The following is a 14,945-nucleotide window of genomic DNA, read 5'->3' as shown; positions in this document are numbered from 1 at the left end:
GGCGTGTGCGCGCCATTGCGGCCACAATGGCCGCTGGTCCACCGACAAGGAGCGTTCCATGACCGCCACTGACTTGCAATCGAGCAATACCCTGCGTACCGCCGACGGCACCCTGATCTACTACAAGGATTGGGGCAGCGGCCCGCCCGTCGTCTTCAGTCATGGCTGGCCGCTGTCGTCCGACGCCTGGGAAGACCAGATGTTTTATCTGGCTGCGCACGGCTACCGCGTCATCGCCCACGACCGGCGCGGCCATGGCCGCTCCAGCCAGCCGTTCGATGGCAACGACATGGATACCTATGCCGACGACCTGGCCGCCCTGATCGCCGCGCTGGACTTGACGGGCGCCACCCTGGTCGGCCATTCGACGGGCGGCGGCGAAGTGGCGCGCTACATCGGCCGCCATGGCACCGAGCGCCTGGCGGGCGCCGTGCTGGTGGGCGCCGTGCCGCCGCTGATGCTGCAAACGGACGACAATCCGCTGGGCTTGCCGCTGTCCGCGTTTGACGCCATCCGCGCCGGCGTGCAGGCCGACCGCAGCCAATTCTTCCGCGACTTGAGCGAGACTTTCTATGGCTATAACCGGCCCGGCGCCACACCGTCGCAGGGCGTGCGCGACAGCTTCTGGCGACAAGGCATGCAGGCGGGCATGCCGGCATCCTATTTATGCATCAAGCAATTTTCCGAAACGGATTTCACCAGCGACCTGGCCAGCTTCGATGTGCCGACCCTGGTGATCCATGGCGACGACGACCAGATCGTGCCGATTGCCGCCTCGGCGCGGCGCACGGCTGAGCTCATCATCGGCAGCAAGCTGCTCGTGTATGCGGGCGCGCCACACGGCCTGGCGACGACGCACAAGGACCGCCTGAACGAGGACTTGCTGGAGTTTTTGCGCACCTGAAACGCGGCGGGCGCCATGCTGGCGCGGCGCCCGCCGTTGCTGTTGCCGCGCAGAACAGGCGCAGGCGGAACATTGTTGTGTATCATTTAATGTTGGCAAAATCACGCGTCGATTGCGTGCGGATCACCGATTTTTCTGCCTTTTTTCGGTCCATATGCCGCAAAAAACGGCGTTCTGCGGCATGCAGCCACCCGGTGAGGTCCAGTAAAGAGTAAACTAGCAGATACACTCTTTCGCATTGGGCGATTCGAGCGAACTTGTGAGTGATTTCATGTCTGATACACCAATTTCCTTATTTTCCGACCTTAACCTGAGCGAGCCGCTGATTCGCGCGCTCAAGGATGTCGGTTACGAAACACCGTCGCCTATCCAGGCGGCCACGATTCCATTATTGCTCGCTAACCGCGACGTGCTGGGTCAGGCGCAAACAGGCACGGGTAAAACCGCCGCCTTCGCCTTGCCTATCCTGTCGCGCATTGATCTGAAACAAAGCTCACCCCAAGCCCTGGTCCTGGCACCGACGCGCGAACTGGCCATCCAGGTCGCCGAAGCGTTCCAGGTGTACGCCGCCCACATTCCCGGCTTCCACGTGCTGCCGATCTACGGCGGTCAAAGCTACGGCCCGCAACTGTCGGCCCTGCGCCGCGGCGTGCACGTCATCGTCGGCACCCCTGGCCGCGTCATCGATCACCTGGACAAGGGTTCGCTCGACCTGTCCAAGCTGAAGACGCTGGTGCTGGACGAAGCCGATGAAATGCTGCGCATGGGCTTTATCGACGATGTCGAACGCATCTTGAAAGAAACGCCGGATGGCCATCAAACGGCGCTGTTCTCGGCCACCATGCCTTCCGTCATCAAGCGCATCGCCACCACTTACCTGGTCAATCCAGCCGAAGTGACGGTCGCCGCCAAGACGGGCACGGCCGACAACATTCGCCAGCGCTACTGGCTCGTGTCGGGCATGCACAAGCTCGACGCTTTGACGCGCATCCTGGAAGCGGAAGTGTTTGACGGCATGATCATCTTTGCCCGCACCAAGCTGGGCACGGAAGAGCTGGCCGGCAAGCTGCAAGCACGTGGCTTCTCGGCTGCCGCCATCAATGGCGACATCCAGCAAGCGCAGCGCGAGCGCACGATCCAGCAGTTGAAAGACGGCAAGATCGACATCCTCGTGGCTACCGACGTGGCCGCCCGCGGCCTGGACGTCGAGCGCATCAGCCACGTCGTCAACTACGACGTGCCGCACGATCCGGAAAGCTATACCCACCGTATCGGCCGCACGGGCCGTGCCGGCCGCAGCGGCGAAGCGATTTTGTTCATCACCCCGCGTGAAAAGAACTTGCTCAAAGCCATCGAACGCTCGACCCGCCAGCCGATCAGCATGCTGGAATTGCCGACCATCCAAGCCGTCAACGATGTGCGTATCGCCAAGTTCAAGGAACAGATCAGCGAAACCCTGGCCCTGGGCGAACTGGAGCAGTTCCAGTCGCTGATCGAAGATTTCGAGCGCGAACAGAACATTCCCGCCATCGAAATCGCCGCCGCCCTGGCGAAGATGGCGCGTGGCAATACGCCGCTGCTGCTGGACAAGAACAAGGCGCGCGAGCAAGCCACCTGGCAAGACGACCGTCCGGTACGCCAAGACCGCTTCGAACGCAACGACCGTCCGGAACGGGGCGACCGTTTCGAGCGTAACGAGCGCAGCGAGCGTGGCGAACGTCCGGCCTTCCCGAAAAAGGAGCGCATTTCCCGTCCTGCCGACGCCGGCATGCAGACTTTCCGTATTGAAGTCGGTCATCAGCATGGCGTGAAACCGGGCAATATCGTGGGCGCCATCGCCAACGAAGCGGGCATCGATTCGAAAAACATCGGCCGCATCGAAATCTATGACGACTACAGCGTCCTGGATTTGCCAGATACCATGCCGAAAGAATTGCTGGATCAGCTGAAAAGCGTGTGGGTCGCTGGTCAACAATTGCGCATCAGCCGCGACGGCGATGCACCGGACCTGGCGCCGCCAGCCGCGCCGCGCAAGCCGTTCGCCGCCAAGGCCGCGCCAGCATTCAAGGATGCACCAGCGGACGCGGGCGAGGCAGCACCTGCGCCGCGCGCGCCGAAGAAGGAACGTCCACGCCCGGGCGTGACGGCTTACCGCATCGAAGTGGGCCGTGAGCACGCCGTGACGCCAAGCAACATCGTGGGCGCCATCGCCAACGAAGCGAACCTGGAAGCCAAGCATATCGGCCGTATCGATATCTTTGACAACTACAGCGTGCTGGACTTGCCGGAAGGCATGCCGCCGGAAATCCTCGACCACCTGAAATCGGTCGTCGTGTCGGGCCAGAAACTGCGCATCAGCCTCGATGACGGCACGACCGAGCGCAAACCGGCGCCAGCGCGTCCAAAGTCGCCACCGCGTAAAACGTTCAAGTAAGCCATCCCTTCCCAGGCGCCTCCCCGGCGCCTGTGTCGCGGATTGGAGACAGTTCCCCCACTGGCGCGTTCGCGCCAGTTTTTATTTTCCCTCAAGAAATGAATATTGTTGCTGCATTATTGTTGGCGGCAGGCGTCGCCATGTGCTGGCCTTTATCGCAATGCCTGCGCGTCTTTTTGATCGGCGAAAGTACCATATTTATTGCCCGTGACATCAATGCATAATTTTTTATTAATTATTGCACCTGCACGCAATTTGAATTTTGCATTTCAATAAAATCAATCTAGTTGAATCAAAGTAAATTATAAATCATAAATAAATTGACTTTTATTAAATTGTTTGACCAGCGTCACTGTCGCCGGGGCGATATATCATGGGTGCTTGATGTGGTATATTGTTTTTATAATTTTGTTATGCTAGTTGAAAAAAAATAGAGGAGCGACGATGCGGGTCAATATGCCTATCACGCAAAAGGAATACGTATTAAATGAAGGCATGACGATTGTTTCCACCACGGATTTACAGGGAAACATCAATTACGCCAATCAGTATTTCATTGAAGTCAGCGGTTTCTTGGAAACGGAACTGCTGGGTGCACCACAGAATATTCTGCGTCATCCCGATATGCCGGTCGAAGCATTTGCCGACCTGTGGGATACCATCAAGACGGGCATGCCATGGACCGGTATGGTCAAGAACCGCTGCAAGAATGGCGATTTTTATTGGGTCTTCGCCAACATCACGCCCGTCATCGAGAACGGCCGTCCGATCGGCTATATGTCCGTGCGCACCAAGCCCACGCGCGAGCAGATCAACGAAGCGGCGGCCCTGTATAAAAGTTTCAAGGACGGCAATAGCGCCAACCTGGCGATCCGCAATGGCCGCGTCGTGCGCCAGGGCTGGGCCGCCAAGCTGGCCGAGTGGCGCAAGCTGAGCCTGTCGCAAGACCTGGCCCTGCATTGCATCGTCTTCGGCGTGGTGCTGGCCATCCTCGGCTGCGCCGTGTGGAGTATCGATGGCGACACGAGCACGGCCACGCGCAGCTGGTTCAGCGGTGCCGCTGCCGCCGCCGTCGCGCTGATGCTGTATTTCTGGGCCCATCTGCACAATTCGCTCGTCGCGCCGCTGGGCGACGCCATCACGATGGCGCGCAAAATGGCCGGTGGCGACCTGACGGGCGTCATCGACAAGGTGCGCGACGACGACATGGGTCAATTGATGGCGGCCTTGCGCCAGACCAATATCAACTTGCACAGCATCATCGGCGACGTGCGCGCCAACTTCGAGGATATCCGCGTCACGACGGCGGAAATTGCCACGGGCAATATGGACTTGTCCAGCCGCACGGAATCGCAGGCGTCCAGCCTGGAGCAGACGGCAGCGAGCATGGAAGAACTGACGTCCACCGTGCAAAACAGCGCCGACCACGTGGACACGGCCAATAAGCTGGCGGTGCAGGCGTCGACCGTCGCGGCCAAGGGCGGCACCATCGTCAGCGAAGTGGTTACCACGATGGATGAGATCAGCACCTCGTCGCGCAAGATTCTCGACATTATCGGCTTGATCGACGGCATCGCTTTCCAGACGAATATCCTGGCCTTGAACGCGGCCGTGGAAGCGGCGCGTGCGGGCGAGCATGGCCGTGGCTTCGCCGTCGTGGCCGGTGAAGTGCGCAGCCTGGCGCAGCGCTCGGCGACGGCGGCCAAGGAAGTCAAGCACCTGATCGACCATTCGATCGCCACCGTGAATGCGGGCAGCGTGCTGACCAGCAATGCGGGCGCCACCATGGCGGAAGTGATCGCCTCCGTGGCCCGCGTGACGGAAATGATGGACGAGATTTCCTCGACCACGCGCGAGCAGAACCAGGGTATCGGCCAAGTCAACCAGGCTGTCATCCACATGGATGGCATCACGCAGCAGAATGCGGCGCTGGTGGAGCAGGCGGCCGCAGCCGCCACCAACCTGGCGCGGCGCACCGAGAGCGTGGCACAGTCGATCGGCATCTTCAAACTGAAGGCCTCGCCCAAGCGCAAGGTTGCCGGCGTGGGGCGCGGCGTGGGGGCGGGCGTGGCGTCGCGCGCTTTGCTGAAGGCGCGCTAATTACCCCAACGGCGAAAGGCCGGGGTCCGTCACTGCGTGACCGGAATGCTTCCCATTGGGAGCATTCCCCCCAGTTTGCTTTTGGGGTACTCTTACTTCTTCACCCGATACACTTCCCCGCTGCGCACCTTCTTCACCACCCCATCCCCGCCAAACAGAATCACATATTCTCCCTGCGCGCCCGAGGCGGCCGGGTAGGTGTACATCCACACTTCATTGCCGCTGTCGAAACGGATGGACGTGCTGTCGCCCAGCGCGGCGCGCACCTGTTCGCGCGTGCTGCTGCCTATTTGCACCGTCTGCTCCAGGGTAGCGTAAGGCACCGTTTTACTTGCCTGCAAGGCGCGCGTGCCCGAGCACCCGGTGAGCAGCGTCAGCAAGGCGAAGACCAGCCATTTCATGGCGCCACCTCATCCATATAAGTAAATTCCAGCAGGGTATCGTTGGGCCAGTTGCTATCCCACAGGGGCGCGTAATACGTGCGGTCAAGCAAGACCTGGCAATCGCAATAGGGTAGCGAGGCGGGTGTTTGCTCGCCGCCCGCGTACAGCATGGTAAACGGTAGCGCAATCCTGCGTTCGCCATGCACGAGGGTCACGCCGAACAGGGGGCGATCCGTGAAGAACAAATAATTGCCGTCTGGCTCGGAACACACTTTATCCGTGCTGTAGAGCATGCTGGATAGCCAGGCGATGATTTGCGGGTCGTTCGAAATCAGGCCCGAATCCATGCCGGCGCGACATTCCAGGCGCAAGTCACCCAGGCGCCGCGTGTCGGGTGGCAAGCCGGGCGTGATGACTTGCGCGCGCCAGCTCATGCTGGTCGCCTTGCGGTTGGCGATCAGCACGGCATCCTCGCGCGCGGCCTGCGCGTTGCGCACGGGGGCAAAGCTGTTGTCCTCGGCCAGGGGCAGCGAGATGCTGACGGTGTCACCGGCGATGCGCAACTGCACGCCCGTCATGTCCACGCCGGGCTGGCGCGGCAGCAAACGGAAGCGCAGCACCGCTTGCGGCGCCAGCGCATGGTCGCGCTCGAAACGCTCCGCGCCCTGCAGCATCTTGCGGTAGGATTTATCCACGGGGTCGCGCGTGGCGTCCACTTTGACTTGCGGCACGGGCGCAGTTTGCGCCAGGGCGACCGGGCCATGGAGCAGGCAGACGAGCAGCAGGGAAAGAGGAATACGCATGGCCCGATGCTACGCCTTTTTGCGCGGCAGCCACGCACGCGTGAGTGTCTCAGTATTCGCTGTATTTGCGCGCGTCGCCGCGCACCTGCTGCGCCGGATATTTCAGTGCGTTGAGCGCCATCTTTTCCAGCACGGCCGCATGCAGGTCGACGCCGCTCTTGTCGGCCAGGCGTACCAGGTACATCAGCACGTCGGCCAGTTCGTGGCGGATGCCCGTGCGTTTGGCCTCGTCCAGCTCGCTGTCCGCGCCCGTGGGCAGCCACTGGTAGTGCTCGGCCAGTTCGGCCACTTCCACGGACAGGGCCATGGCCAGGTTTTTCGGCGTGTGGAACTGGTCCCAGTCGCGCTCGGCGGCAAAGGCGCGCAGGCGCGCGCGGATATCAAGCAGACTGTCGGCAGGCGCGTTCATGCCGCCACCTGCAGCGGTTTTTCCATGAAGATACTGAATGGATCGTCGGGATAGTCGCCGTACGGCCCGCGCCGCTGGTAGCCATGGCGCGCGTACAGGGCGATCGCGGCGGGTTGGTGGATGCCCGTTTCCAGGGTCAGCAAGCGGCAGCCGCGCGCCAGCGCCTGCTCTTCCAGCAAGGCCAGCAGGCGCCTGGCCAGGCCCAGGCCACGGCTGTCCGGGTGCACATACATGCGCTTGAGCTCGCCGAAATCGGGCGTGACGACGATGGCGCCGCAGGCGCGCGCCGTGCCTGCCGCATCGCGGGCGACGGCAAACAGCAGGGTATCGGGCGGCACGGACGCCAGGTCCAGCGAATACACGCACTCGGCCGGATACAGGGTCTGTTGATAGGCATCAAGCTCGGCGATCAGGGTTTGCACATCGGCTTGCTGCGGCGATTCCAGGTGAATTTGCATGGGGGAAAGCATGTTGACTGAGATTCCCCCATGGTATCACTGCGGTCGCGCCAGGCGCAGCGTCAGGCCGATGGGCGACATCACGAAACCCATCAATTCCTGCGCCTCGCCGCCATCGGGCGTGTCGACCCCGGCAATGTCGAAGCTGCCCAGCAGCATGGCCATGGCGATCTTGATTTCCAGCAAGGCCAGGTAGCGGCCCGGGCACGTGCGCAAGCCGGCGCCGAAGGGCATCGAAGCGCGCTTGTTGTTCGCCTCGCCGCCTTCGGCCAGCCAGCGTTCGGGCTGGAAGACTTGCGCGTCGGGAAAGTGCGCATCGGATACGGTGTCGTGGCGCATCACGCACCACACGAGGGTGCCGGCCGGCACGGCAATATCGCCGATGACCGTGTCGCGCAGCGCCTCGACGGGCAGGAACGGCGCCACCGGTTTCAAACGCATGGCTTCGCTGGCGCAGGCGCCCAGGTAGTCGAGGCTATCCATCTGCTCGATCGTGAAGCCGGCCACGTCCGGTGCCAGGCGCCGCACTTCCTCGCGCGCCCGGGCCAGGGTGTGCGGATGGCGTTGCAACAAATAGATCATCCATGACACCGTGTTGGCCGTCGTATCTTCGCCCGCCAGCAGCATGGTGAGCACATTGCCGGCCACATTGCGGTCGGTCACGCCGCTGCCTTCCAGGTCGGCGGCGGCGATCATCGCTTCGAGCAGGTTGGGCGGACGCTCGCGGCGCGCCGGGTCGTGCGCCATGCGCGTGCGCGCCTGCTGCACCAGGTCGGCCACGGCGGCGGAAAGGGCCGCCACGTCGCGGTCCAGCCGCCGGTCGACGGGCAGCTTGACATAGCGCCAGTACGGGAACATGGACAGGCTGCGCCGCGCCACGGCGGGCAGGATGTCGTCCATGTGGCGCTGGATCACGTCTTCGCCCGATTCGAGCGTGTTGACTTGCGTGCCGAAGGCCAGGCCGGCGATGATGTCGACCGTGTAGCGTTTCAGGTCGCCATCGAGGTCGATCGCCTGGCCTTGCGTGGCGGCCAGATGCCAGCGCCGCTGCAGGCGCTGCGCCACCGTCACCAGGGCCGGGAAGTAGGCCTTGATGGCGCCGGGCGCCATGCCGGCCATGACCATGCGGCGCTGGTTGCGCCACTCCGTGCCCTCGGCCAGGAACAGGCCGGGCACGCCGCCCATTTCGTCGGACACGACGGAGCTGCTCAGGGGGCGGCGAAAACCGTCGGGCCGGTCGCGCAGCACGGCGCCGACGGCCTCGCTGTCGGCCACCACCAGCACCAGCGTGCGGCCGAACCAGGCGCGCATGAAGGGGCCGTAGCGCTGCACCCACTGTTCCACGTCGCGGTGGATGCGCGTGAGCTTGATCTGCAGGCTGTTGCCGACGATGGGCAGGGCGAAGGGCCCCGGCAAGCGGCGGATCTGGCGCAGCGGCCGCGCAATGTCGGGTGCGGCGGCGTGGTCGAATGGCGGCATGGACATCTCCTGTCGATACGGTGAAAGTACGAGGATTGCTTGCAATAATGGCCATACTCTACGCGATTGCGGCCCGTTTGTATTGAACGAATACGACATCGTGCGCGGCCAGAAATTGCCGGTACAATCGTCGCCATGCCTGCCGCCCCTACGCCCCTGACCCGCCTGATCGCGCCGCGTACCGCGCTCGCTTCCTGCGTGCGCGCTTTCCTCGTGCGCGACACCACGCGCTGCGCGCCCTTGCCGCCGGCCCAGCGCCTGAACCGCTTTCCCGCCGCGCCCATGTGCAGCATCATCTGGACCGTCGCGGGCGATGTGGAAGCGGCCGCGCCGGGCCTGTCGCTGCCGGACGTGCGCATGCCGCCCGCGCTGTTTGGCGGCCCCCGCTCGTATCCGCTGGTCAGCTACAACCCCGGCCCCGTGCATTCGTTTGTCGTGATGTTGTATCCGGCCGCCCTGCATGCCTTGACGGGCGTATCGATGGATGCCTTGCTGGACCAGTTTCGCCCGCTCGATGCGCTGTTCGATGCCGACTGGCTGGCCCTGTCCGACGCCGTGCTGGCGGCGCCCGACGACGCCGTGCGCATCGGCCTGGTGGAGGCTTTTCTCGCGCCCCGCTGGCAGGCGGCGCGCAAGGGCAGCGATGTATCGGCCGGCGCCGTGCAGGACTGGGTGCGCCGCCTGGGCGTGCAGGCGGCCTCGACGGGCCTGGCCCGCAGCGCGCGCCATATCGAGCGCCGCATCAAGGCCTGGGCCGGCCAGCCCATGCGCACCTTGCGCCGCATGCGCCGCGCGGAGCAGCTATTCCTTGACGAGCGCGGCGCCATCCTGCAAGGCAGGGTGTCGTGGTCCGATATCGCCGCCAGCGGCGGTTATGCCGACCAGGCGCATTTCTGCCGCGAGACGCGCGAAATCACGGGGCTGAGTCCTACCGAGCTGGCGCGCGCCATGAAGGAAGATGAAAGTTACTGGATCTACCGAATATGGACGTAGGTCGGATTAGTGCGGCCGAAGGCCGCGCGTAATCCGACAACGTCGTTGGCGAGGCCGGTGGTGGTGTCGGATTACGCGGCGTTGCCGCTAATCCGACCTACCGTTCCTTGTACACATTTCCCTTGGATAGGGTGACTTCATGCTGCCCCGCGCCGGGCGCCAGCATGGGGAAGCAGTTTTCCGCGCCGTGTACGCGCACGTCGAGAAAATACGGGCCTTCGGATGCCAGGCAGGCGGCCAGCGCCGCGTCGAGCTCCTCGCGCCGGCTTACCGTGTGCGCTTGCCAGCCAAACGCGCGCGCCAGGGCGACGAAATCGGGCAGCGCTTCCGTGTAGCTGTGGCTGTAGCGCCCGCCGTGGTGCAGTTCCTGCCACTGGCGCACCATGCCCATGACGCCATTGTTCGACAACACCACCTTGACGGGCAGGCGGTGCTGCACGGCGGTGGCCAGTTCCTGGATATTCATCAGAATCGAGGCGTCGCCGCTGACGCACACCACGCATTCTTCGGGGTGGGCGATCTGCGCGCCGATGGCCGCCGGCAAGCCATAGCCCATGGTGCCGGCGCCGCCCGAGGTCAGCCAGCGGCGCGGCTGCTCGAAGCGCATATGCTGTGCGGCCCACATCTGGTGCTGGCCCACGTCGGTGGCGACGATGGCGTCGCGGCCGTCCAGGGCCGCCTGCAGCCGGCGCATCAGCGCCTGCGGCGCGATCACCTCGGGCGTGTCGTCGAACGCCAGCGAGTCTTGCGCGCGCCAGCCATCGATACGCTGCCACCACGGCTGGCGGTCCGCCAGCAAGCGTCCGCGCAACTGCGCCAGCAGGGCGTTTAACACGGGGGCGCAATCGCCGCGCAGGGCCACGTCGGCGCGCACCACTTTATGGATGGAGGCAGGGTCGATATCGATGTGGATGATTTTCGCGCCGGGGCAGAAGGCGTCGAGGCGGCCCGTGACCCGGTCGTCGAAGCGGGCGCCGACGCAGACGATCAGATCCGCATGGTGCATGGCCAGGTTCGCTTCCAGGGTGCCGTGCATGCCCAGCATGCCGAGGAAGGCCGGGTGCGAAGCGGGAAAGGCGCCCAGGCCCAGCAGGGTCAAGGTACACGGTGCGGCCGCCAGTTTCACTAATTGTTGAAACGCGGCGCAGGCCTCCGGGCCGGAATTGATGAGACCTCCGCCGCCATAGAACACGGGTTGGCGCGCACCGGCGATCAGGCTGGCGGCCCGTTCCAGGTCAGTGCTGTCGGGCAGGGGTGCGGCGACGGTAGCAGCGGGCGGCAGTGGCGCGGTTTCGATGACCTGTGCCAGCTGCAAGTCCTTGGGAAAGTCGACCAGCACGGGGCCGGGCCGGCCTTGCGTGGCTTGCATAAAAGCTTCGTGCACCACGGCGGCCGTTTCGTCGGCCGTGCGGATTTGCCGGTTCCACTTGGTGACGGGGCGCGAGATGCCCAGCGCGTCGCATTCCTGGAAAGCGTTCGTGCCGATGCTGGTGCTGGCCACCTGGCCGCTGATGCAGATGAGGGGAATCGAATCGCACAGGGCGTCGAGCAAGCCCGTGGTGGTGTTGCTCATGCCGGGGCCGGAGGTGACGAAGACGACGCCGGGCCGGCCCGTGCTGCGCGCATAGCCTTCGGCCGCATGTACGGCCGCCTGTTCGTGGCGCACCAGCACGTGGCGCAAGCGGGGCTGCGCGTGCAGCGCGTCGTACAGGGGCAGCACGGCGCCGCCCGGATAGCCGAAGACGGTGTCGACACCGAGCGCCAGCAGGGTGTCGATCAGGGTGCTGGCACCGTTATGGGATGCGCGAGCGAGGAGGGGAGCGGGATCGGGTTTCATGGCCCTATTTTCTGCCTGATGCGGCAGAAAAGGCTGCTGGTTTTCTCGTATAGAATGCCTATTTAAGCAAAATTTGCTGTCAAATGAGGAATTCACAGAATGAAACTCGATAAATTCGACCTCGCCATCCTGACGGCCCTGCAGCAGGACGCCCGCATCAGCCTGCACGACCTGAGCGCCAAGGTGGGCCTGACCTCGTCCCCATGCTGGGCGCGCATCAAGCGCATGGAAGACGATGGTGTCATCGAGGGTTACACGGTGAACGTCAACGCGGCCAAGGTCGGCTTGGCCGATACCGTCATCGTGCAAGTCACGCTGGACGACCATTCCGACCAGGCCCTGTTCGAATTCGGCCACGCGCTGGCCATGATCCCGGAAGTGCTGGAAGCGTTTCTCGTCTCCGGCGATTACGATTACTACCTGCGCATTGCGGTCAGCGACACGCGCGACTATGAGCGCCTGCTGCGCGAGCGCCTGTATAAAATTCCCGGCATCCGCCACAGCAAATCCAGTTTCGTGTTGCGCCAGCTGAAGCAGAGCTATTTGCCCCTGCAACGGTAAGCTTGTACACGGCGGGAATTTTTCCCTAGTTCATCCCTGGTGGTTGCCCGATACTGGACGCAATAAAAACCACTATAAAACGGGGATACGCATGAAACTGACTTTATTCGCCGCCGCCGCCATGGCGCTGTGCCAGGCGCAGGCCGCCGACCTTGCCGTTGACGCCAGCCTGGCCACCTCGGGCGACTTGCCCACCGTTATCATCACGGGCAGCATGCCGCTGCCCACCGTGGAGCAGCCGCGCGATACGCTGGCCGCGCCCGTGCAAACGGCCAGCGCGCAGCAGATCGCGCGCAGCGGCGCGCTCGACATTTCCGCCTTCCTGCGCCGCAACCTGGGCAGCGTCTACGTGAACGAAGTGCAGAACAACCCGTTCCAGCCCGACGTCAGCTATCGCGGCTATACGGCTTCGCCCCTGCTGGGCACGCCGCAAGGACTCTCTGTGTATCTCGACGGCATGCGATTGAACCAGCCGTTTGGCGACGTCGTCAGCTGGGACTTGATCCCGCGCATGGCCATCGAATCGCTGACCTTGATGCCAGGCTCGAACCCATTGTTTGGCCTCAACACCTTGGGCGGCGCGCTGGCTCTGCAGACCAAGGACGGGCGCAGCAGTCCCGGCACCGCCATCGAAGCGCGCCTGGGTTCCGGTCAACGGCGCGGCGTCGAGTTCGAGCATGGCGGCAGCAATGCGCAGGGCTGGCACTGGTATGTGACGGGCAACCGCTTCAGGGAAGATGGCTGGCGCGACGATTCGCCGTCCGACGTGCGCCAGGTGTTTGGCAAGCTGGGCTGGAGCGATGCACGCACGGACATTGCCGCCACCGTGGCCCACGCGGACAATGCGCTGACGGGCAACGGCTTGCAGGAACAGCGCCTGCTGGCGCGCGACTACCGCAGCGTCTACACCAAGCCCGATCTGACGCAGAACCGGTCGACCCTGCTGAACCTGACGGGCAAGCACCAGGCCAGCGAGGCCTTGCTCTTGTCCGGCAATGTCTACTACCGCAAGATCGACACGCACACGTTTAACGGCGACCTGAACGACGAGTCGCTGGACCAGTCCGTCTACCAGCCCGGCGCGGCCGAGCGGGCGGCGCTGGCGGCGGCCGGCTACACGGGCTTTCCCGCCAGCGGGGCGAATGCAGGCAATACGCCGTTTCCGAAGTGGCGCTGCATCGGCAACGTGCTGCTGAACGATGAGCCGGCCGAAAAATGCAATGGCATGATCAACCGCAGCCATACGCAGCAGGAAAACTATGGGTTTTCTGGCCAGTTCACCGTGCTGGCCGACCTGGCGGGAGCGCGCCATGCCGTCACGGCCGGCGCCGCCTACGACACAAGCCACGCCACCTTCCGCCAGACCAGCCAGTTCGGCTACCTGAACCCGGACCGCAGCATCACGCCCGTCGACTTCTTTGCCGACGGCACGCAAATCGACGACGATGGCACGCCCGTCGATAACCGGGTCGACTTGAGCGGGCGCGTACGTACCTGGAGCGTGTATGCGAGCGACAGTATTGCATTGAATCAAGCGTTGACCTTGACCGTTTCCGGCCGCTACAACCGCAGCACGGTGCGCAACCGCGACGCCATTACGCCAGGCGGCGGCAGCGGTTCGCTCGATGGCGACCACCGTTTCAGCCGCTTCAATCCCGCCATCGGCCTGGCCTATGCGCCGGCGAAGGGCGTGAGCGCCTACCTCGGTTACAACGAAGGCAGCCGCACGCCGACGGCCATCGAACTCGGTTGCGCCGACCCGGAAAACCCATGCCGCCTGCCCAATGCCATGGCCGGCGATCCGCCATTAAAACAGGTGGTGACGAAGACGTGGGAAGCGGGCGTGCGCGGCAAGCTCGCCAATGTGGCCCGCTGGAGCGCGGGCCTGTTCCGCGCGGAAAACCACGACGATATCCTGTTCGTGGCCGACAACCAGGCGGGTTTTGGCTACTTCAAGAATTTCGGCAAGACGCGCCACCAGGGCGTGGAGCTGGCGGTCGATGGCAAGACGGGCGCGCTGGACTTCGGCGTCAACTACACGTGGCTGCAGGCGACGTATCAAAGCCGGGAAGTGGTCAACGGCAGCGCCAACAGCAGCAGCGACGCGCAAGCACCTGGCCTGGAAGGCAATATCGTCATCACGCCCGGCAAGCGGATACCGCTGACACCGAGCCACATGGTGAAAGCGCACGTGGAGCTTCAGGGCGGACGCGACTGGACGGTGGGGCTGGCCATGACGGCCGTGTCGAGCGCGTATGCGCGCGGCAATGAAAACAACCAGCACCAGGCGGGCGGGCCAGCGTACCTGGGGGCGGGCAAGAGCGGCGGCTATGCCGTGGTGGAACTGAATGGCAAGTACCAGCTGACGCCACAGCTGAGCATATTTGCCCAGGTGAATAACTTGTTCGACCGGAAGTATGCGACGGCGGCCCAGCTGGGCGCCACGGCTTTCGACGCCAACGGCAATTTCGCCGCCCGGCCGCTGCCGGCCGTAGGCGGCGAGTATCCGATGGTCAACGCGACGTTTTATGCGGCCGGCGCGCCGCGCAGCGTGAATGCGGGCTTGCGCTACGCGTTTTAAACT

Annotated in this window: 12 protein-coding genes; 6 read left to right on the top strand and 6 right to left on the bottom strand. The window is 63.9% G+C overall.

From position 1 onward, the window contains the following. Positions 1-58 precede the first annotated feature (58 nt). The 3 genes from CLU93_RS08960 to CLU93_RS08950 all read left to right on the top strand — a co-directional run bounded on the left by CLU93_RS08960 (position 59) and on the right by CLU93_RS08950 (position 5,438). Positions 59-904, top strand: a complete 846-nt coding sequence (locus tag CLU93_RS08960) for an alpha/beta fold hydrolase (protein ID WP_099760809.1) — start codon at positions 59-61, stop codon at positions 902-904. A 271-nt stretch (positions 905-1,175) separates the two neighbouring features. Then, positions 1,176-3,338, top strand: coding sequence for a DEAD/DEAH box helicase (locus tag CLU93_RS08955; protein ID WP_099760808.1), 2,163 nt, complete (start codon positions 1,176-1,178; stop codon positions 3,336-3,338). 456 nt (positions 3,339-3,794) lie between these two features. Next, a complete protein-coding gene (locus CLU93_RS08950) occupies positions 3,795-5,438 on the top strand; it encodes a methyl-accepting chemotaxis protein (protein WP_099760807.1) in 1,644 nt (547 codons plus the stop codon). Positions 5,439-5,530: 92 nt separating this feature from the next. Here CLU93_RS08950 and bamE read toward each other — a convergent pair whose 3' ends face one another. The 5 genes from bamE to CLU93_RS08925 are packed head-to-tail and all read right to left on the bottom strand — an operon-like array spanning position 5,531 to position 8,970. Continuing rightward, a complete protein-coding gene (gene bamE, locus CLU93_RS08945) occupies positions 5,531-5,839 on the bottom strand; it encodes an outer membrane protein assembly factor BamE domain-containing protein (RefSeq protein ID WP_099760806.1) in 309 nt (102 codons plus the stop codon). Next, a complete protein-coding gene (locus tag CLU93_RS08940; protein ID WP_099760805.1) occupies positions 5,836-6,624 on the bottom strand; it encodes a hypothetical protein in 789 nt (262 codons plus the stop codon). Before CLU93_RS08940 ends, bamE begins: the two co-directional genes overlap by 4 nt. 49 nt (positions 6,625-6,673) lie before the next feature. After that, positions 6,674-7,033: a nucleotide pyrophosphohydrolase gene (locus tag CLU93_RS08935; RefSeq protein ID WP_099760804.1), complete on the bottom strand. Its 360-nt coding sequence runs from the start codon at positions 7,031-7,033 to the stop codon at positions 6,674-6,676. Further along, positions 7,030-7,491, bottom strand: coding sequence for a GNAT family N-acetyltransferase (locus tag CLU93_RS08930; protein ID WP_099760803.1), 462 nt, complete (start codon positions 7,489-7,491; stop codon positions 7,030-7,032). Before CLU93_RS08930 ends, CLU93_RS08935 begins: the two co-directional genes overlap by 4 nt. A 36-nt stretch (positions 7,492-7,527) precedes the next feature. Continuing rightward, positions 7,528-8,970, bottom strand: a complete 1,443-nt coding sequence (locus CLU93_RS08925) for a cytochrome P450 (protein ID WP_243420108.1) — start codon at positions 8,968-8,970, stop codon at positions 7,528-7,530. Positions 8,971-9,105: 135 nt separating this feature from the next. Here CLU93_RS08925 and CLU93_RS08920 point away from each other — a divergent pair, with 135 nt between their 5' ends. Beyond that, positions 9,106-9,963 (top strand): helix-turn-helix domain-containing protein, encoded by an 858-nt coding sequence (locus tag CLU93_RS08920; RefSeq protein WP_243420109.1) that lies wholly within the window; start codon positions 9,106-9,108, stop codon positions 9,961-9,963. A 97-nt stretch (positions 9,964-10,060) separates the two neighbouring features. Here CLU93_RS08920 and ilvB read toward each other — a convergent pair whose 3' ends face one another. Continuing rightward, positions 10,061-11,800, bottom strand: a complete 1,740-nt coding sequence (gene ilvB / locus CLU93_RS08915) for a biosynthetic-type acetolactate synthase large subunit (protein WP_099760801.1) — start codon at positions 11,798-11,800, stop codon at positions 10,061-10,063. Positions 11,801-11,899: 99 nt separating this feature from the next. Between ilvB and CLU93_RS08910 the strand changes: the two genes are divergently transcribed. Together CLU93_RS08910 and CLU93_RS08905 are read left to right on the top strand one after the other, a co-directional pair. Continuing rightward, positions 11,900-12,361 carry an Lrp/AsnC family transcriptional regulator gene (locus tag CLU93_RS08910; protein WP_070217690.1) on the top strand — a complete coding sequence of 154 codons (462 nt, stop codon included), beginning with the start codon at positions 11,900-11,902 and terminating at the stop codon, positions 12,359-12,361. Between the two features lie 91 nt (positions 12,362-12,452). Further along, positions 12,453-14,942: a TonB-dependent receptor gene (locus tag CLU93_RS08905; RefSeq protein WP_099760800.1), complete on the top strand. Its 2,490-nt coding sequence runs from the start codon at positions 12,453-12,455 to the stop codon at positions 14,940-14,942. Positions 14,943-14,945 lie beyond the last annotated feature (3 nt).

Origin of the sequence: Janthinobacterium sp. 35, from assembly GCF_002754575.1 — a bacterium.
GTDB classification, from domain to species: domain Bacteria; phylum Pseudomonadota; class Gammaproteobacteria; order Burkholderiales; family Burkholderiaceae_D; genus Janthinobacterium; species Janthinobacterium tructae.
This window is presented reverse-complemented; position numbering and strand designations above follow the sequence as displayed.